We start from the raw sequence: 18,600 nt of genomic DNA on the forward strand, positions 1-18,600 counted from the left end.
TGACGGCTTAGCCGAAAATCGCAAGAACTTCATGAACGGCCGTTGCCTTTGGCACGTGTCAGACGTTGTTGCCAGTGCGAGGGGAGATACGCGTCGGCCGCAAGGAGGCAGAAGGCGATGCGCGTGGGTACGTTCGTTCTGGCCGCACAGTTCCCGGGCCAGGGACAAGGGGAGGCCCTGCACCGTGCGGTGCGGACCGCCGAGGTCGCCGAGGAGGCGGGGCTCGACTCCGTCTGGCTCGCCGAGCACCACTTCGTGCCGTACGGGGTCTGCCCCTCGGCCGTGACGCTCGCCGCGCTGCTCCTCGGGCGCACGCGGCGGCTGAGGGTGGGCACGGCGGTGAGTGTGCTGCCGACGGTCCACCCGGTCGCCCTGGGAGAGCAGGCGGCGCTGCTGCACCTGACATCGGGCGGCAGGTTCACCCTCGGGGTGGGCCGGGGCGGGCCGTGGGTCGACCTGGAGGTGTTCGGCGCGGGTCTGGCGGCGTACGAGGGGGGCTTCCCCGAATCGCTGGATCTGCTGCTGCGGTGGCTGCGCGAGTCCCGGGTCGGCGCCGAGGGGGAACGATTCGCTTTCCGCGAGGTGGCGGTGGTGCCCCGGACCGACGAGCTGATCGGCGGTGCCCCGGGGCCCGAGGTCGTGGTGGCCTGCACCTCGCCGAAGAGCGTGCGGCTCGCCGCGGAGCGCGGGCTTCCGATGCTTCTCGGGATGCACTGCGGCGACGAGGACAAGGCCGAGATGGTCGCGGCCTGGGCGCGCTGCGCGCGGGAGGCCGGGCGGGACCCGGACGAGATCGCACGGATCGGCGCCGGGCACGTCTCGGCGGGGGTCGTGCAGATCGCGGACCGGGGGGCGGACGCGGCGGAGTCGCTGGTGAAGGCGATGCCGGGCTGGCTGAAGCAGGGGCTCGACGCGCATGTGACGGTCGACGGCCGGCATCGGGCGATGCGGGACCCCGTGGCGTACACGGAGCTGCTGTGCGGGCTGCACCCGGTGGGCACGCCCCGCCTGGCGGCGGACCGGCTCGCGGCGACGGCGGAGCGCACGGGCATCACGCGGTTCGCTCTGCTCGCGGAGGGCTCGGGCGATCTCGCGGCGACCGAGGAGAACGTCCGGCGGCTCGGCGCCGAGGTCCTCCCGCTGCTGGTCTGAGGCCCGGCGGAGAGAGTGAGCCGCCGCTCCGGCATCTCTTCGTGGTCGACGCGTGTCGGCACGCGTCGACCACGTCTCCCGCGATGCGGAGCGGCAGCACCATGTCTCAGCAGTCGCGCATTTCCGGCGACTGGTTGAGCAGCTGCCCCCGTACGGACGTGAAACGGGCGAGCCGCTCGTCCACCGCCGGGTCGAGCGGGAAGACGGCCACGCGGTGGCAGTTCTGGAAGGCGAGACGCACCCCGAAATGCCGCTGCAGGGCGCCACGAATGGCATCGCTCGCGAGCGCACGCAGCAGCTGACCGCGTGCCTGCTCGTTCGGCGGCGGCGTCTGGTTGTCGGCGAACTCTCCGCCGTCGACCTTCAGCTGGGCCACCAGGGAACTGATCATCTCCCATGCGTAGGGCAGGGAGGTCCGGACGCAGTCGACGAAGTCGGCTTCGTCGACCTCGCCTCGCTCGGCCTGTTCCAACAGTGCCGGTGAGACGTCGAGCGACATGGGTTCTCCTCTCGCGACCCCGCGGACGGGGTCTTGCGGGCAGGGACGAAGGCCGGGCCGTGCGCCACGCAGCGTGCACGGACGACGACCTCCAGCTTCCACGGTAAGCGCGCAGACCTGGTCGCACCAGAAGATTGGGAACACAACAGGCTGATAACCGACGGGTGTTCGGCTAAGGATGATGCCCGAATCGCGCGGAAGAGCGCCCGTCTTGTAGCGTTGCGGACCATGCGTCTCGTCATTGCCCGTTGCTCCGTGGACTACGCGGGTCGGCTCACGGCCCACCTGCCCTCCGCGCCCCGTCTGATCCTGATCAAGGCCGATGGGAGCGTCTCGATCCACGCGGACGACCGGGCGTACAAACCGCTCAACTGGATGTCGCCGCCGTGCACCCTGAAGGAAGGCACCGACGGAACGGACGGTGAGGCGGGCATCTGGACCGTGATCAACAAAGCGGGCGAGAAACTGATCATCACGATGGAGGAGATCCTCCACGATTCCTCGCACGAACTCGGCGTGGACCCCGGTCTGATCAAGGACGGCGTGGAGGCCCACCTCCAGGAGCTGCTCGCCGACCGCATCGAGACGCTCGGCGAGGGGTACACCCTGATCCGCCGCGAGTACCCGACGGCGATCGGCCCCGTGGACATCCTGTGCCGCGACGCGGACGGCGCGACGGTCGCGGTGGAGATCAAGCGGCGCGGTGAGATCGACGGCGTCGAGCAGCTGACCCGCTACCTGGAGCTGCTCAACCGCGATCCGCACCTGGCCCCGGTGAAGGGCGTCTTCGCGGCGCAGGAGATCAAGCCCCAGGCGAAGGTGCTCGCGACGGACCGCGGGATCGGCTGTGTGGTGCTCGACTACGACGCGCTGCGCGGCATCGAGGACGACAAGCTCCGCCTCTTCTGACGGAGAACGACGAAGCGGTACGAGTACGGGGACGGCCCCGGGTGCGGTGAGCGCGCCCGGGGCCGTCCCCGTCTGCGTACACGGGTCAGGCGATCGTCGTCTCCGAGGCGGCGGGGCTGTCGGAGGCGGAGGGGCCGCCGAGGGTCGCCGAAGCGGAGTTGCTCGGGGAGTTCTCCTCCGCCGGCGGAGGAGCGCTGGTCGTCGTCGGCGGCGGCGACGTGGTGGTCGGGGGCGGGGTCGTCGACGGGGTGGTCGGCGGGGACGTCGTCGTGGTCGGCGGCGTCTGGCTCGACACCGTCGGACGCGGTCCGCCGGTGCTGGCGGAGGGGCTCGACGGCGGCCGGGTCGTGGACGGCGGGGTGGTGCCCGTCGGGCTGTCCGTGGGCGACGGCGGCGCGGAGGACGACGAGGAGGAGGACGAGGACGGCGGAGCCGAGGAGGAGCCGGGCGAGGAGGTGTCGCCGGGGCTCGTCGAAGGGTTCGACGGGGAGGTGCCGTCGGAGCCGGAGGGGCTCGGGGAGCCGGAGTGCGTGGGGTCGCCCGTCGTACCGGGGTCGCCCGGCTCGCCGTCCTCCCCCTCCTCGCCGTCGGCGGGCGGCTCGTCGCCGTCGATGCCGTCGCCGAGGGTGCTGTCGGTCGCCGTGCTGTCGGAGGTGACGCGGTTCGTGGCGGGGTCCTCGCCGTCGCCGGAGGTCGCGCCGAGGGTGACGACGGTGCCGAGGACGGCCACGAGGAGCGCGCCCGCGCCGACGGCGGCGAGATTGCGGCGGGCGCCGCTGAGGATGCCGCCCGCCAGACCCGGGCGGCGCCCGTCCCGCTCGGTGTCGGGGCGTGTGATGAGCGTCGGGCCCTCGTCGGCGAAGTCCGGGAACGCCGGGATCGGCGGGACCGCCGCGGCCCGCACGGGGCCGCCGGGCAGCGGGGCCGTGGGCGGCTCCGGGGCCGGGAGCGCGGGCCGGGCGGGGGTGCGCCGCAGGGCCGGGGTGCCGCGGGGCGGCGAGACCGGCTCCTCGGTGCGGGCCGCGACGGGGGTGCCGTGCTCTCCGGAGAGGTCGGCGACGAGGGCGAGCGCCCGGCGGCCGGCGACGGTGCCGCGCTTGTCGGCGAGCACCCCGCGCATCCCGATGGAGGCCTCCAGCTCGGCGCGGGCCCGCTCCAGGTTTCCGGCGCAGATCGCGAGGACGCCCAGCTCGTGGTGGAAGTACGCCTCCTCGGCGACGTCCCCGGCGAGCCGGGCGGCCTCCTGTCCGGCGCGCAGGGCCCGCTCCCAGGCGCCCCAGTGCAGACCGGCGGCGAAGGCGGGCGCGGCGGCGCGGGCGAGGAGGACGGCGGTGGCCCGGCGCTCCTCGTCGCCGGCGGTCCCGGTGCCGGGGACGAGCGCGGCCAGGACGGCGAGGAGGGCGTCGGACTCGGCGGCGGCGCGCTCGGGCGTGACGGAGGGGTGGCCGGCCCACCAGGCGTAGTGCTGGGCGGCGGTGTGGACGCGGTCGGCGGCGTCGTGCTCGTAGCCGTGGGCGAGGAGCTGGGTCAGGACGCCGGTGGCGAGCCGGTAGCGGGTGCCGACCGGGGAGAGCAGGCCGCAGGCGACGAGCTCGCCGAGGGCGGCGTCGGCGTGGGTGTCGCCGACCAGGGCCGGCAGGTGGGCCTGGTGCGGGACCTCGCCGCCGAGGGCCACGGTGAAGCGCAGGGCGGCCTGGGCGGAGCGGCTGAGCCGGGAGGCGAGGAGGGCGGCGGGGGCGGCGCCCTCGCCGAGGCTGGGCAGGGGTATCTCGCGGAGTTCGACGTCGGCGTCCTCGACGCCGTCGAAGGCGGCGGCCGCGGCGGCGGCGGCAGCCGCGGGGTCGGTGGGGCCGAAGGCCTCTTCGAGGGCGCCGAAGGCGTCGAACTCGGCCGGGGTGACGCGCAGCCGGTCGCGCTGGCGCAGCAGCGCCCCGGCCTGGACGAAGCGGAGGGGCAGTCCTTCGGACTCGAACCACAGGTCGCCGGCCCAGTTGGCCTCCTCGTCGGTGAGGGTGCGGCCGACGGCGCTCTCCAGGAGCTTGAGGGACGCGCCGCGCCCCAGGCCCGCGAGAGCGACCTCCTCGACGTGGGCGCCGGCCGTGGGGGCGGGCGCGTCGGGGGCGGCGGCGAGGAGGAAGGCGCACTCGGGGGCGGCGGCGAGGAGCTCGTCGAGGGCGGCGCCGCCGAACTCCAGGTCGTCGACGACGACGACGGCGCCGACGTCACGGAGCCGGTCGAGGAGCGCGGTCCGGTCGGGCCGGTGGTTCGGGGCGTATCGGACGGCGGTGAAGAGTTCGTGGAGGAGTTCGATGGGGGTGCGGTGGTGGCCGGAGAGGCGGACGACGCCGTCGGGGGCGAGCTCCGCGCAGTCGGCGGCGACCGCGTCGAGGAGGGTGGTCCGGCCGGATCCGGCCGGTCCGGTCAGGCGGGCGGAGCGGCCGCGGCCGAGGATCTCGGCGAGCCGCTCGCGCTGCTCCTGGCGTTCGAGGAGGGGCAGTGCGGGGGCGGCGGGCCCCGGCGGTACGGGCGGGGCGGCGGTGCGGGCGGCCTCGGCGCGCTCCTCGGGGGTGCGGCGGCGGGGGGCCGCGGGTTCCTGTCCCGGAGGGCAGGGTTCTATCTCGCTGCCGTCGACGGGGTTGACGGTGACGAGCAGGTCGCCGGAGACCAGCTTGACGACGCGGGCGCGCGCGGGGGCCGCGGGCGCGGGCGCGGGCACACCCCTGCCCTGACGGGTCTCGTCACCCTCGGTGTCGTGCCCGTACTGCTCCGACCCAGGGTTGATCGGGTCCATGGTGCAAGCCCCCAAGAAGCGGTGTCCGGTGCCCGCCGGATGGGTCCGTCAATGTGCAGGCGACCGAACCCTAGACCGTGGTCAGGCGCTCGGGAACAGGCGGGGTGCCACGGAGACCAAGACGTCACGGTCTTGTGAGGATTGAGCGTGACGCCTGGATCACACAGCTGCTTCACAGTCGGTAGCGCCCCGGGGAGCACATACGGCGGCAGGCGCCCCGGGGGTCACACCCGGGGCAGCGACTCCGCGGCGAGGCCGCCCTCGATGGCGAGGATGCGGTGCAGCCGGGTGGCCACGAGCAGTCGCTGCATCTGGGGCGGCACCCCGCGCAGGACGAGGCGCCGGCCGCAGCGGCCGGCCCTCCGGTGAGCGCCCATGATCACGCCGAGTCCGGTGGCGTCCCAGGAGTCGAGGCCGGTCAGGTCGAGCACCAGATCGCCGACTCCGTCGTCGACGGCCGAGTGCAGGACCGTACGGGCGTCCGCCGCGCTGCGGACGTCGAGGCGGCCCCCGACGACCAGCTCGACGTGGTCGCCCCTGATGTGCATATGCGCTCCCCGAGAGTGCTCCGTCTTCGCAACAACTGACTGCCGCACCGGCAGATACGTTGCGCCTTGTCAGCGAACCGATACCGAAATTCACCCCACGGGGTGAGGCGGGGTGGCGGACCGGTCTCAGTGCTTGTAGTAGCCCTGCCCGCTCTTGCGCCCGATGTCACCCGCGTCCACCATCCGGCGCATCAGCTCCGGGGGTGCGAACTTCTCGTCCTGGGACTCGGTGTAGATGTTGTTGGCGGCGTTCACCAGGATGTCGATGCCGGTGAGGTCGGCCGTCGCGAGCGGGCCCATGGCGTGGCCGAAGCCGAGCTTGCAGGCGATGTCGATGTCCTCGGCGGTGGCGACGCCCGACTCGTGGAGCTTGGCGGCCTCGACGACGAGGGCGGCGATGAGCCGGGTGGTGACGAAGCCGGCGACGTCGCGGTTGACGACGATGCAGGTCTTGCCGACGGACTCGGCGAACTCGCGGGCGGTGGCGAGGGTGGCGTCGCTCGTCTTGTAGCCGCGGACGAGCTCGCAGAGCTGCATCATCGGGACGGGCGAGAAGAAGTGCGTGCCGACGACGGCCTCGGGGCGCTCGGTCACCGCGGCGATCTTGGTGATCGGGATCGCGGAGGTGTTGGAGGCGAGGACGGCGCCGTCCTTGGCGACCTTGTCCAGCGAGCGGAAGATCTCGTGCTTGACGTCGAGGTTCTCGAAGACGGCCTCGACGACGATGTCGGCGTCGGCGACGGCCTCGAGCTCGGTGGTGGCGGTGATCCGGCCGAGGGCGGCCTCGGCGTCGGCGGCGCCCAGCTTGCCCTTCGCGACGAACCGGTCGTACGACGCCTTGATGCCGTCGGTGCCGCGGGTGAGCGCGGCATCGGTGACGTCACGCAGGACGACGTCCCAGCCCGCCTGTGCCGAGACCTGCGCGATGCCGGATCCCATGAGTCCGGCCCCGATGACGGCGAGCTTCCTGGCCACGATGTTCCACCCCTCAACGCCTGTTCACTTCTGACTCTCCGGCGGAGATTAGCGGGCCCGGAGCGCCATGTGACCGCTAAGTAACGCGCGTCACGCCCTCTTTGACGGACGTCACACTCGCGACACCTCTTCCGCGCGCGAATCCGGTCGCGTAATACCCCCCGGGGGTATAACGTCTTCGACGTCCCCGGTGATCAAGACCCGGAGCCGAGGCCTGGGCCGAGGCCTGGGCCGAGGCCCGGAGCCGAGGACCGGAGAGGAGGTGCCGTCATCCGTCCGTACGCCCTGGGAACCGTCCCCGCGCCCCTGCTGCTCCTGACCGGCATGGTCAGTCTGCAGTTCGGGTCCGCCTTCGCGAAACGTCTTTTCGAGGCAATCGGCCCGGCCGGCGCGACGCTTTTGCGCCTGCTCATCGCCGCCGCCCTGCTCTGCCTGCTGTCCCGGCCCGCACCGCGGCTGCTCAAGGCCCACTGGCGGCTGCTGCTGCCCTACGGAACCGTCTTCACCGTGATGCAGTTCGCCTTCTACGAGGCGACCTCCCGGCTGCCGCTCGGCGTGGTCGTGACGCTCGAGTTCAGCGGGCCGCTGCTGCTCGCCGCGCTCACCTCGCGGCGCGCGCGCGACCGGTTCTGGGTGGCCGTCGCGGCCGTCGGCCTGCTCGTCCTCGGCGGTACGCGGGGCCTGGACGATCCGGTCGGCCTCGCCGCGAGCCTCGTCACCGGCGCGGCGCTGACCGGCTACATCCTGCTCGGCGCCCGGGTGGGCCGCGCCGTGCCCGGCGGCTCCGGTCTGGCGCTCGGCCTGACCGTGGCCTCCGTCCTCGCGCTGCCCACCGCCCCCGCGCTCGGGCTGCCCCCACTGGGCGTCCTGCTCGAACCCGGGGTGCTCGGAGCCGCGCTGGCGGTGGCGGTCCTGACGACCGTCGTCCCCTTCTCGCTGGAGTTCGCCGCGCTGCAGCGGATGCCGCCCCGGGTCTTCGCCGTGCTGGCCACGGTGGAGCCGGTCATCGCGGCCCTCGTGGGCCTCACCCTCCTCGGCGAGCGGCTCTCCCCCGCCCAATGGGCCGCCGTGCTCTGCGTGGTGGCCGCCGCCGTCGGCACGGCCCGCCGGTCGACCGCACCCGCGGCGGCCTCCCCCGAAGACACCCCCGCACCATCCGATCGAACCCCTTCACCGAAGAACGGAGTGCACAGATGACCACCCTCGCCACCTACCGGAAGCCCGCCGTCCCACCACGGGTCGCACCCCTCCTGGAAACCGTCAGCACCTCGGCCCGCTCGGCGTTACTCGTCGCGGGCGGCTACTTCGAGACCACGGCCGGCATCGGGGAGTTCTCACTGAACTCGCTGACCCTGGCCCTGGAGACCGGAGCCGCCGCCCGCCGTCTGCACCGGGGCAACAAGGTCGTGTACGACGTCATCGTCAACGACCTCGGCATGTCCTGTTCCGACGACGTCTGTACGCTGCCGGCCGCCGGCCCCGCCACGACCGACGTCACCCCGCTCACCGAAATGGCGGCCGCGGCCGGGACCTCCCTCACCGTCACCCGCGAGCGGACCCTGCGCAATCGCGCCGCGCGCGCCATGAAGCGCAGACTGCGCGAACCCGCGGAGCACCCGCTGTTCGTCCGTGACGGTGACGAGATCCTCTTCCGCTCCCGCCAGTACGAGAAGGTGCTCGCCGGGGTCGTCAAGGACGACCACGTAGTCCCCCGCTGTCCGCTGATCGTCGCCGAGTACTTCGCGCGCTACTTCGCCCGCCTGCGCGCCGCCTTCCCCGACTGCTCCCACCGCCATGTGATCGACGTCAACTCGCTCGCCGACCGGGACAAGGTGACGAAGGGCGCCGAGATCTACCTCCGTACGCAGGCGGATCCCGACGAGGAGATCGTGCTCGTCTTCGCCGACGCGGCCTGCGCCGATCCGATCGCCCTGCCCTACACCAAGTACGACTTCTGACAGGGAGCACTGGCATGGCCACGATCTACCTCGACCACCAGGCCACGACTCCGCCGGACCCGGCGGTCGTCGAGGCGATGACCTTCGCCGCCACCCACTGCTACGCCAATCCGGCCAGCCCGCACGCCGCCGGCATCCGCGCCTTCCGCGAGGTGGAGCGGGCCCGCGGCGCAGTCGCCCGGCTCATCGGGGCCGCGCGCAGCGAGATCTGCTTCACGTCGGGCGCGACGGAGGGCAACAACCTCGCGATCAAGGGGGTCGTCACGCCCGGCGAGCGGCGCCATGTGGTGACCACGGCGGTGGAGCACAAGTCCGTCCTCGACAGCTGCCGTTCCTTACGGGCCGGGGGCCACGAGGTGACCGTGCTGCCCGTCGACGCCGAGGGCCGGGTCTCCGCGCACCAGGTGGCGGCGGCGCTCCGCCCGGACACCGCGCTGGTCTCCGTGATGCTGGCGAACAACGAGATCTCCACCGTCCAGCCGGTGGCGGAGATCGGCGCGGTCACGCGCGCCGCCGGCGTGCCGCTGCACTGCGACGCGACGCAGGGCGTGGGCTCGCTGCCCGTCGACGTCCGGGCGCTCGGGGTCGACCTCCTCACCTTCTCGGGGCACAAGATCTACGGCCCGAAGGGCGTGGGCGTGCTGTACGTCTCCAACGACCTGTCGGACCGGGCCCCGCTGGCGCCCCTCCTGCACGGCGGCGGCCAGGAGCGCGGGCTGCGCGCGGGCACCGTCAACACGACCGCCGTCATCGGTCTCGGCGCGGCCGTCGGCGTGCTGGCGGAGCACCGCGCGGAGGAGTCCGTCCGGCTGGCCGGCCTGCGGGAGCAATTCCTGTCCACGCTCGCGGAGCTGGTCCCGTACGAGCTGAACAGCGGCACGGGCCCGGGGTTCCTGCCGCACGCGGTGAGCCTGTCCTTCGAGGGCGCGGACGCGCAGCAACTGCTCCTGGAGGTCACGGAGATCGCGGTGTCGACGGGCTCGGCCTGCAACAGCGCGGCGCAGGAGCCCTCGCACGTCCTCACGGCGGCCGGTCTGTCGCCGGAGCGGATCCGGGGCAGCATCCGGGTGGGCCTCGGCCGCTTCACCACCGAGGAGGACGTCGTCCGCGCGGCCCGTGCGCTGGCGGCCGGCGTGACGAGCCGGGCGGTCGGGGCCGCCTGACGCCCCGGGGCCTGCCCGGCCCCGACCGGCAGGACACCTCCAGGGGTCCGACCCGACAGGACGCCCTCGGGGGCCCGCGCCCGGGGGCCGCCCGGCGGGCCGGCCCGGCGGGGCGGCCCGGCGGGGCGGCCCGGCGGGGCGGCCCCCTGGTCTGCTCGCTCAGACCTCGCGTACCGCGTACGTCAGGACCCTCTCGCCCAGTAGGTCCTCGATCTCGTCGAGGAGGACGAGGGCCTCGCGGGAGACGGTCGTCGCCTTGCGTCCCGCGGTCATCTCGCGGGTGATGTAGGCGACGACCGTGCTCTCGATCCAGGCGAGCTGGCCGCCGACGAGCAGCGGCAGGGGGTCGTCGTCCGCGGCCCCGGTCTCCTCGCGCAGGGTGGTGACGACGGCGTCGTGCACCTGCTGCTGGACGTGGAAGAGCCGGGCCTTGAGCGTGGGCGCGTGCTCGATGACGTTCATGAAGGCGTCGAAGCCGTCCATGAGTCCGTACGCGGGCGAGACGGCGCCGATGTCCTGGCGCAGCGCGCGCAGGACGGCCGCGGCGGCGGACTCGCCCCGGTCGCGGCCGCGGATCATCCGCGCGAGGCGCTGGGTGACGCCGTCCATCCGGTCGAGGAAGAGGTCCTCCTTGGCCGGGAAGTAGTTTTGAAGCGCTCTCCCTACGAGATCCGGGAGATTCCCTCCTACCTTGCAGTGGCGGGCTTGACGCGACCTGCGCGCCTGACGACTGCCCTTCCGGCAGCCGGGATGGCCGCAAGGCCCATCCGGTAGAGGTGCAGCACGTTCCTCGACGCGTTGTGGTCGGCATTGCCGGTCCATCCGCAGTCGGGGTTCTTGCACACGAAAGCGGCCTGGGACTCCCGGCTGCCAGGGGTGGTGTGCCCGCAGGTTGAGCAGCGCTGGGAGGTGCCGGGTGCCGGGACCTTGTACAGGACGCCACCGTAGCGCGTGGTCTTGTACGTCAGCAGCTTGACTGTGCGGCCCCACGCTTCTTGGGCGATGGAGCGGTTCAGGCCGGACTTCTGCGCGACGTTCCGGCCCGGGCTGTCAACCGTTCCCTTGGCACTCTTGACCATGCTCGTAACCTGCAATGCCTCCACCACGACGGTGCCGTATGTCCTGGCAATGGCCAAGGTGGTCTGGTGCTGCCAGTCCAGGTGCCTGCGCTTGGCTCTCGCGCGAAGCCCCTGAATCCGGTCATATGTACGCCGCAAGCGGCGAGAGGTCCTCTCTCTGGGCTTGCGGAAGCTCTTGCGGCGGGCAGCCCGCCGCTCCAAGCGGATCAGCGTGGCCTGTTCCTTCTTCGTCGACCACTCGTCGTGGGTGTACACGCTCCCGTCAGAGAGAGCGAGCGGGACGGCAACACCGACGTCGATGCCGACCTCGGGACCCATATGCTCCTCGGGCTCCAGCTCGAGTGTCTGCACGCGAAAAGCAATGTGCCAACCGAGTGCGTCCCTAACCAGCCGCGCCCCTGTCACCCGGTTCTCCTGGTTGGCATGCTTGCCCACGGGCAGACCTTTGGTCCACCGAAAGCGGACACGGCCGACCAGGGGGATCCTGACCATCCCCCATCGACGGTGCACACGGACGATGTGCAGATCTCGTCCCTGAGGGATGTCCACCGACATCAGCTCGCGGACGCGGGCTTTGAAGACCGGCTCACCAGCCCGGCCGTCCCAGCAGTTCCTCCACGCCTGGGCATACGCCTTGAGTACCGCCTGGGCGGCCTGCGCTGGAAGCGCTGCCAGCCACTCGATCTCTTTGCGGGCCTGGCGGATGGCCGCGTCCGCCGCCGCCAGTGAGCGCTTGTCCCGGGGAAGCATGCTCCACCAGTCGTGCAGCAGATTCCACGTGGTTCGCGCCGCGTGTGCCTGGTCGTCCATGGCTCGCACCTGCACAGGCGTCAGCGCCAGCCGGGCACGATGCCCGAACTGCCGCTTCACCCTCGTACGTCCGCTCACCACTCGAAGCTAGAGCACCTCAAGACGCCGCTGATGCGCTTGACGTCATTCGACGGACATTGCTGGAGAAGCACCCGAGCAGTTAGATATGGCTAACAGAGCGCGACCAGAAATGATCGTTAAACTCCGTCAGGCGCGACCGCCCCACGCGGCAACGGCGACGGTGAACCGCTTCCGTACGCCGCTATCTGGTGGACGCGGTCCGGGAGGCGTACATCGGCCACTACACGACACCGGCCATGCTGTACGGGGTGCTCGTCGCCCTCGGCCTGACGGCGCTCGCCGTGACGGTCGGCACACGGACGTTCCGAAGCGCCGGTGCCTAACTAGGCTGGGCCCATGGTCAATCTGACGCGCATCTACACCCGTACCGGCGACCAGGGCACCACGGCCCTCGGTGACATGAGCCGGACCGCCAAGACGGATCTGCGGATCTCGGCCTACGCCGACGCCAACGAGGCCAATGCCGCCATCGGCACGGCCGTCGCCCTCGGGCAGCTGGACGAGGAGGTCGTGAAGGTCCTCGTCCGCGTCCAGAACGACCTCTTCGACGTGGGCGCCGACCTCTGCACGCCCGTGGTCGAGGACCCGAAGTACCCGCCGCTGCGCGTCGAGCAGAGTTACGTCGACAAGCTGGAGGCCGACTGCGACCGCTTCCTGGAGGAGCTGGAGAAGCTGCGCTCCTTCATCCTGCCGGGCGGCACGCCCGGTGCGGCACTGCTGCACCAGGCGTGCACGGTGGTCCGGCGGGCGGAGCGCTCCACGTGGGCGGCGCTGGAGGTGCACGGCGAGACGATGAACACCCTGACCGCCACGTACCTCAACCGGCTATCGGACCTGCTCTTCATCCTTGCCCGGACGGCGAACAAGGAGGTCGGGGACGTGCTCTGGGTCCCGGGCGGCGACCGCTGATCCGTCCTCGCGGGCCTGGGCGCCGCCCTCGGCGGAGTCCCTGCCCTCCGGGGCCTTCTTCGGCCAGATCACGTAGGTGAGCGCGATCAGTCCGTGGATGCCCGCCGCCCGCCAGGCGCCGAAGATCCAGCTCCGCAGCCCGTCGGTGTCGCCGTCGTCCCCGACGTACCAGATCGCCAGGAGCAGCAGCGCGGAGGCGACGGACGCGGCGACGACCGAGCCGAGCCAGACCCGACCCTCGTGTCGGGCGCGCGCCATGCCGTACTGCGGCGGCTTCTGCGGCGGGGGGCCGCCGCCGAGGCGGTGGGCGGCGTGGCCGTCGAGCCACTTCACGGTCCGGTGGCCGTGGCCGACGGTGTAGCCGATGTAGACGGCGGCGAGCCCGTGCCGCCAGCTCGGCTCGGCCCCGTTCTTGAGGTCGATCGCGGTGACGACCAGGAGCAGGACCTCCAGGAGCGGCTCGCACAGCAGCAGCGCCATGCCCGCCTTGGGCATCTTGAGGAGATAGCGGGTGGCGAGGCCGGCGGCCAGCAGGACCCAGAAACCCACCTCGCAGATCACGATCAGCGTGACGATCACGACGTTCCCCTTTCGGTTCCCCCTCAGCGTCCCGTGGCTTCGGGCGGGATTCCTCGTCGTCGGTGACGAAGTCCGGCTACATCCTTCGACGGAGGGACGGATCGGCCGGGACGAGGAGGTCCCCTCTCGCGGAGACGTGTTGGATGGGGTACGTGACGCTCCCCCGCCCGCACCGCATCGACCTGTACATCGCCGCCATCGGGCTGGTCGGCGGCCTGATCCTGTGGTGGTTCGGACTCTTCGTGACCGGGGACCGCCTCATCGGTCCGCGCTGGGCGACGCTGGTGCCGCTGGTCGTGATGGCCACGATGGAGGCCCTGCGCCGCGCAGCTCCGCAGACCGCCCTGCTCGTCGCCACCGCGGCGATCGTCGGCGACCAGTTCACCAACGGCAACCTCGCCACGGTCCTGATGTTCACGGACGTGGTCTACGCGGCGGTGGTGTACGGCACGCCCGCCCAGGCCCGGCGCATCCCGTACACCATGGGCCTGATCACCGTCACGGTCACGGTGGTCTTCCTCGTCTGGTGGCAGAACGCGGTCGCGCTCCTCGTGGGCGTGCTCACGGGCATGCTCTCCTTCCTCCCGGCGATCACGGGCGCGATCGTCCGCAACCACCGGGAGGCGGCCGACTCCGCCCGGCTGCGCGCCGAGCAGACCGCGCTGCTTGCCGAGATGGACCGGACGCAGGCGGTGGTGGCCGAGCGGTCCCGGATGGCGCGCGAGCTGCACGACATGGTGGCGAACCACCTCTCCGCCATCGCGATCCACTCCACGGCCGCGCTCTCGCTCGACGAACCGGCCACCACCCGGCAGGCGCTGACCGTGATCCGGGAGAACAGCGTCGCGGGTCTCGCCGAGATGCGGCGGCTCATCGGACTGCTGCGGGACAGCAGCGGGGACACGGAGCCGGCCGCCGCGCCCACGCTCGCCGGCCTGGACGCGCTGGTGGCGCAGTCCGCGGCCAACGCCGAGCCGAGCGGTCTCGTCCTCGCCCTCGACGACACGCGGCAGAGCCCGGCGGCCCTCCCCGCGCCGGTGGAGCTGGCCGCGTACCGGATCGTGCAGGAGTCGCTGACGAACGCCCTCAAGCACGCGGCGCCCGGCGAGGTGCGGGTGACCCTGGGCCAGGATCCGGGCGCGCTGTGGATCCGGGTGACGAGCCCGTACGGGGAGCGCCCCGGGCCGACCGCGCCCGGTTCGGGCGCGGGCCTGTTGGGGATGCGGGAGCGGGTGGCCCTGCTCGACGGGGCCTTCGAGGCGGGCCCGGTCACCGACGACGAAGGACGGAAGACGTGGCGGGTCCGGGCGGAACTGCCCGTTGGCGCGAGCGACGAGGAGCGGACATGACGGAACGGACGCGCGGAGAGCGGACATGACGGAGCGGGCGGGCGGAGAGCGGACATGACGGTGCGGGTACTGGTCGCCGAGGACCAGAGCGCGGTACGGGCGGGGCTCGTCCTGATCCTGGGCAGCGCCCCGGACATCGAGGTGGTCGGGGAGGCCGCGGACGGGGAGCGGGCGGTGAAGCTGGCCCGCGAGCTGCGCCCGGACCTGGTCCTGATGGATGTGCAGATGCCGCGGATGGACGGGGTGACGGCGACCGGGATCGTCGTCTCGGAGGGGCTCGCGGACGTCCTCGTCCTGACCACCTTCGACCTCGACGAGTACGTGTTCGGCGCGCTGCGCGCGGGCGCCTCGGGCTTCCTCCTGAAGAACGCGGAGGCGCGGGAGCTGATCGAGGCGGTGCGGACGGTGGCGCGCGGCGAGGGGCTCATCGCGCCGTCGGTGACCCGGCGGCTGATCGCCGAGTTCGCCGCGACGGGCCGTCCGGCGCGGCCGTCGGCCGGGACGGACCCGGGGGTGCTCGACGCCCTGACGCCCCGGGAGCGGGAGGTGCTGTCGGCGCTGGGCGGCGGTCTGTCGAACGCCGAGATCGCGGCGCGCCTCGACATGGCGGAGGCGACGGTGAAGACGCACGTCAGCAAGGTGCTCAGCAAGCTGGAGCTGCGCAGCAGGGTTCAAGCGGCAGTGCTGGCACAGGAGTTGGGGGTCTGACCGAGATCGGCGACGTTGGTCTGGACCTCTTGACGATTGGTCCAGACCTTCCTACGCTCGCGGGGCGCGCGCAACTCTCTCGGACCACCCCCACCCAGAACGTCCGCAACTTGAGGAGCACCGTTGAGCACTCAAGCACCGACGCGCCGAAGAGGAATCAGAGCACGGGTCGCAGCCGCCGTGACCGCCCTGGCCCTCCCGCTCGCCGCCATGGTCGGTCTCGCCACCCCCGCGGAGGCGGCCACCTCCGCCACGGCGACCTACACCAAGACCCAGGACTGGGGCACCGGCTTCGGCGCCGGCTGGACCATCAAGAACACCGGCACCACCACGATCAGCTCGTGGAACCTGGAGTGGGACTACCCCTCCGGCACCCGGGTCACCTCCGCGTGGGACGCCACCGTCACCAACAGCGGCAACCACTGGACCGCCAAGAACGTCGGATGGAACGGCACCCTGGCCCCCGGCGCCTCCGTCTCCTTCGGCTACAACGGTGCCGGATCCGGCGCCCCCACCGGCTGCAAGATCAACGGCGCCGCCTGCGACGGCTCCACCCAGCCGGGCGACAACCCGCCCTCGGCCCCCGGCACCCCGGTCGCCTCGGACATCACCAACACCTCGGTGAAGCTCAGCTGGGGCGCTGCCACCGACGACAAGGGCGTCAAGAACTACGACGTCCTCCGCGACGGCACGAAGGTCACCACCACCACCGCCCTGACCTACACCGACCAGGGACTCACCGCCGGCACCGACTACACCTACTCGGTCGTCGCCCGCGACACCATCGACCAGACCGGTCCCGCCGCCGGCCCGACCCCGGTACGGACCACCGGGGGCGACACCCCGCCGCCGCCGAAGGCCGTCAAGCTGGGCTACTTCACCAACTGGGGCGTCTACGGCCGCAATTACCACGTGAAGAACATCGTGACCTCGGGCTCCGCGTCCAAGATCACCCACATCAACTACGCGTTCGGCAACGTCCAGGGCGGCAAGTGCACCATCGGTGACGCCTACGCCGACTACGACAAGGCCTACACCGCCGACCAGTCCGTCGACGGCGTCGCCGACACCTGGGACCAGCCGCTCCGCGGCAACTTCAACCAGTTGCGCAAGCTGAAGAAGGCCTACCCGAACATCAAGGTCCTCTGGTCCTTCGGCGGCTGGACCTGGTCCGGCGGCTTCGGCCAGGCCGTGCAGAACCCGGCCGCCTTCGCCCAGTCCTGCTACGACCTGGTCGAGGACCCGCGCTGGGCCGACGTCTTCGACGGCATCGACCTGGACTGGGAGTACCCGAACGCCTGCGGTCTCACCTGTGACACCAGCGGCGCCGCGTCCTTCAAGAACATGATGCAGGCCATGCGTGCCAAGTTCGGCGCGAACAACCTGGTCACCGCGGCCGTCACGGCCGACGCCTCGGCCGGCGGCAAGATCGACGCCGCCGACTACGCGGGCGCCGCGCCGTACTACGACTGGCTGAACGTGATGACGTACGACTTCTTCGGCGCCTGGGCGGCGCAGGGCCCGACGGCCCCGCACTCCCCGCTCACCTCCTACGCCGGCATCCCGCAGGCGGGCTTCAACTCCGCCGAGGCGATCGCCAAGTTCAAGGCGAAGGGCGTCCCCGCCAAGAAGCTCCTCCTCGGCATCGGCTTCTACGGCCGCGGCTGGACCGGCGTCACCCAGTCCGCCCCCGGCGGCACGGCGACCGGCCCGGCGCAGGGCACGTACGAGCAGGGCATCGAGGACTACAAGGTCCTCAAGAACTCCTGCCCGTCCAACGGCACCGTCGCGGGCACGGCCTACGCCCACTGCGGCACCAACTGGTGGAGCTACGACACCCCCGCCACCGTGAACTCGAAGATGAGCTGGGCCAAGAACCAGGGCCTCGGCGGAGCGTTCTTCTGGGAGTTCAGCGGTGACACCGGCAACGGCGAGCTCGTCGGCGCCATCAACACCGGTCTGAACTAACCCCGACCGGGAACGACGAAGCGGGGGCCGGCGCAGCACGCCGACCCCCGCTTCCTCACACCTACGCGACGTTCACCCTCTGCCCGGGCGGCGCCGCCTCCAGCCAGGCCATGAAGCCGGTCCGGGCGTCCTCGCTCATCGCGAGCTCCAGACGGACGCCCTCGTACATACAGGGCTGGATGACCATGTCGGAGAGGAGCGCGAGCTCCTCCTCGCCCTCGGGCATCCGGCGCTCCAGGGCCACGATGGAGGAACGCTCCAGGACCCGGCGCGGGCGGGGTGCGTACGAGAAGACACGGAACCAGGCGATCTCGTCACCGCTGTAGCGGGCGACGCCGTACACCCAGCCCTTGCCGCTCGGATCCGGCTCATCAGGGACGTTCCAGTGCAGGGAGCAGTCGAAGGTGCCGCCGGCGCGCTGGATCAGCCTCCTGCGCAAGCCGAAGACGAAGAGCCCGATCACCACCAGTGCGACGACCAGGCCGCACACGAGCAGAGCGAGGAACATCTTCACCGACCTCCTCGCTGCGTCCCGTAGCCGGCAGGGCCGACCGAACCGAAATACACCTGCATCTGCATCGCCTCAGCCGCGGCACGGTCTGGATAATTCCAGCCGTGCCGCGGCTGAGGGCACTTCTACTCGGCGCGGACCGTCAGCGGACCGCTACCGCGCGCAGCCGGACATCGGCGCGCCGCTCGGCGGCGGCGTCGGAGTCCGACTTCGCACGCTCCAGCGCGCGCTCGGCGCGCTGGGCGTCGATCTCGTCCGCCAGCTCGCAGATCTCCGCGAGCAGAGACAGCTTGTCGTCGGCGAAGGAGATGAATCCGCCGTGGACGGCGGCGACGACGGTCGCGCCCTCGCTCGTACGGATGGTCACCGGGCCCGACTCCAGCACACCGAGCAGCGGCTGGTGGCCGGGCATGACGCCGATGTCGCCGGAGGTGGTACGCGCGATGACCAGGGTGGCCTCGCCGGACCAGACACTCCGGTCCGCGGCGACCAGCTCGACGTGCAGCTCAGCAGCCAAGGGTGGCTCCTCGGGTCACCACCCGGCGGTCGTGCCGGGTGTTGGGGTCAATTCTAATGGGCGTGGTGAGGGGGGCGGGACAGGTCCCGCCCCC

Annotated in this window: 17 protein-coding genes and 2 pseudogenes; 10 read left to right on the forward strand and 9 right to left on the reverse strand. The window is 71.9% G+C overall.

Annotation, left to right across the window (positions count from 1 at the left end; genetic code table 11):
- The first annotated feature begins 117 nt into the window (after window positions 1-117).
- Entirely contained in the window at window positions 118-1,152 is a 1,035-nt protein-coding gene (locus tag IE124_RS20455) for an LLM class flavin-dependent oxidoreductase (RefSeq protein ID WP_189509302.1), read from the forward strand.
- 106 nt (window positions 1,153-1,258) lie between these two features.
- On the opposite strand, the gene IE124_RS20460 is transcribed toward IE124_RS20455, so the two are convergent.
- On the reverse strand, window positions 1,259-1,651 hold the full coding sequence (locus IE124_RS20460) for an SCO5389 family protein (RefSeq protein WP_055641302.1): 393 nt from the start codon (window positions 1,649-1,651) through the stop codon (window positions 1,259-1,261).
- A 228-nt stretch (window positions 1,652-1,879) separates the two neighbouring features.
- On the opposite strand from IE124_RS20460, the gene nucS reads away from it, so the two are divergent.
- Complete coding sequence (nucS, locus tag IE124_RS20465) at window positions 1,880-2,560, forward strand: endonuclease NucS (protein ID WP_189509303.1); 681 nt, start codon at window positions 1,880-1,882, stop codon at window positions 2,558-2,560.
- Window positions 2,561-2,645: 85 nt separating this feature from the next.
- Here the strand turns inward: nucS and IE124_RS20470 are convergent, their stop codons facing one another.
- From IE124_RS20470 to IE124_RS20480, 3 genes are all read right to left on the reverse strand, one after another.
- Window positions 2,646-5,351: an ATP-binding protein gene (locus IE124_RS20470; protein ID WP_189509304.1), complete on the reverse strand. Its 2,706-nt coding sequence runs from the start codon at window positions 5,349-5,351 to the stop codon at window positions 2,646-2,648.
- A 224-nt stretch (window positions 5,352-5,575) separates the two neighbouring features.
- Window positions 5,576-5,899 (reverse strand): STAS domain-containing protein, encoded by a 324-nt coding sequence (locus tag IE124_RS20475; protein WP_024761898.1) that lies wholly within the window; start codon window positions 5,897-5,899, stop codon window positions 5,576-5,578.
- Between the two features lie 126 nt (window positions 5,900-6,025).
- Entirely contained in the window at window positions 6,026-6,874 is an 849-nt protein-coding gene (locus tag IE124_RS20480; RefSeq protein WP_189509305.1) for a 3-hydroxyacyl-CoA dehydrogenase family protein, read from the reverse strand.
- 324 nt (window positions 6,875-7,198) lie between these two features.
- Between IE124_RS20480 and IE124_RS20485 the strand changes: the two genes are divergently transcribed.
- Genes IE124_RS20485 through IE124_RS20495 form a run of 3 tightly spaced genes read left to right on the forward strand, consistent with a single transcriptional unit; the run spans window position 7,199 to window position 9,995 of the window.
- Complete coding sequence (locus IE124_RS20485; protein ID WP_189509306.1) at window positions 7,199-8,071, forward strand: EamA family transporter; 873 nt, start codon at window positions 7,199-7,201, stop codon at window positions 8,069-8,071.
- Window positions 8,068-8,832, forward strand: a complete 765-nt coding sequence (locus IE124_RS20490; RefSeq protein WP_189509307.1) for a hypothetical protein — start codon at window positions 8,068-8,070, stop codon at window positions 8,830-8,832. Before IE124_RS20485 ends, IE124_RS20490 begins: the two co-directional genes overlap by 4 nt.
- Before the next feature lie 14 nt (window positions 8,833-8,846).
- Entirely contained in the window at window positions 8,847-9,995 is a 1,149-nt protein-coding gene (locus IE124_RS20495) for a cysteine desulfurase family protein (protein ID WP_189509308.1), read from the forward strand.
- 159 nt (window positions 9,996-10,154) lie between these two features.
- Here IE124_RS20495 and IE124_RS20500 read toward each other — a convergent pair.
- Window positions 10,155-10,646 (reverse strand): annotated as a pseudogene (locus IE124_RS20500) (TetR/AcrR family transcriptional regulator); the annotation flags it as partial.
- A gap of 35 nt (window positions 10,647-10,681) precedes the next feature.
- Window positions 10,682-11,962, reverse strand: coding sequence for an RNA-guided endonuclease InsQ/TnpB family protein (locus tag IE124_RS20505; protein WP_189509309.1), 1,281 nt, complete (start codon window positions 11,960-11,962; stop codon window positions 10,682-10,684).
- A 182-nt stretch (window positions 11,963-12,144) separates the two neighbouring features.
- Between IE124_RS20505 and IE124_RS20510 the strand changes: the two are divergent.
- Window positions 12,145-12,288 (forward strand): annotated as a pseudogene (locus IE124_RS20510) (ABC transporter permease); the annotation flags it as partial.
- A gap of 13 nt (window positions 12,289-12,301) precedes the next feature.
- Window positions 12,302-12,874: a cob(I)yrinic acid a,c-diamide adenosyltransferase gene (locus IE124_RS20515; protein WP_189509310.1), complete on the forward strand. Its 573-nt coding sequence runs from the start codon at window positions 12,302-12,304 to the stop codon at window positions 12,872-12,874.
- Here IE124_RS20515 and IE124_RS20520 read toward each other — a convergent pair.
- On the reverse strand, window positions 12,791-13,453 hold the full coding sequence (locus IE124_RS20520; protein WP_189509311.1) for a hypothetical protein: 663 nt from the start codon (window positions 13,451-13,453) through the stop codon (window positions 12,791-12,793). The genes IE124_RS20515 and IE124_RS20520 overlap by 84 nt on opposite strands.
- A 143-nt stretch (window positions 13,454-13,596) precedes the next feature.
- Here IE124_RS20520 and IE124_RS20525 point away from each other — a divergent pair, with 143 nt between their 5' ends.
- The 3 genes from IE124_RS20525 (at window position 13,597) to IE124_RS20535 (ending at window position 17,478) form a co-directional block, all read left to right on the forward strand.
- The gene (locus IE124_RS20525) at window positions 13,597-14,802 is read left to right on the forward strand and encodes a sensor histidine kinase (RefSeq protein ID WP_370468789.1); all 1,206 of its coding nucleotides are present in this window, start codon (window positions 13,597-13,599) and stop codon (window positions 14,800-14,802) included.
- A gap of 54 nt (window positions 14,803-14,856) precedes the next feature.
- Complete coding sequence (locus IE124_RS20530; RefSeq protein WP_189509313.1) at window positions 14,857-15,510, forward strand: response regulator; 654 nt, start codon at window positions 14,857-14,859, stop codon at window positions 15,508-15,510.
- 123 nt (window positions 15,511-15,633) lie between these two features.
- Window positions 15,634-17,478 (forward strand): glycosyl hydrolase family 18 protein, encoded by a 1,845-nt coding sequence (locus IE124_RS20535; RefSeq protein WP_370468790.1) that lies wholly within the window; start codon window positions 15,634-15,636, stop codon window positions 17,476-17,478.
- Between the two features lie 61 nt (window positions 17,479-17,539).
- On the opposite strand, the gene IE124_RS20540 is transcribed toward IE124_RS20535, so the two are convergent.
- Both IE124_RS20540 and IE124_RS20545 read right to left on the reverse strand, forming a co-directional pair.
- Window positions 17,540-17,986, reverse strand: coding sequence for a DUF2550 domain-containing protein (locus IE124_RS20540; protein WP_015036211.1), 447 nt, complete (start codon window positions 17,984-17,986; stop codon window positions 17,540-17,542).
- Between the two features lie 145 nt (window positions 17,987-18,131).
- The gene (locus tag IE124_RS20545; protein WP_024761909.1) at window positions 18,132-18,506 is read right to left on the reverse strand and encodes a F0F1 ATP synthase subunit epsilon; all 375 of its coding nucleotides are present in this window, start codon (window positions 18,504-18,506) and stop codon (window positions 18,132-18,134) included.
- Window positions 18,507-18,600 lie beyond the last annotated feature (94 nt).

It is taken from the genome of Streptomyces narbonensis (assembly GCF_014649015.1).
GTDB classification, from domain to species: domain Bacteria; phylum Actinomycetota; class Actinomycetes; order Streptomycetales; family Streptomycetaceae; genus Streptomyces; species Streptomyces narbonensis.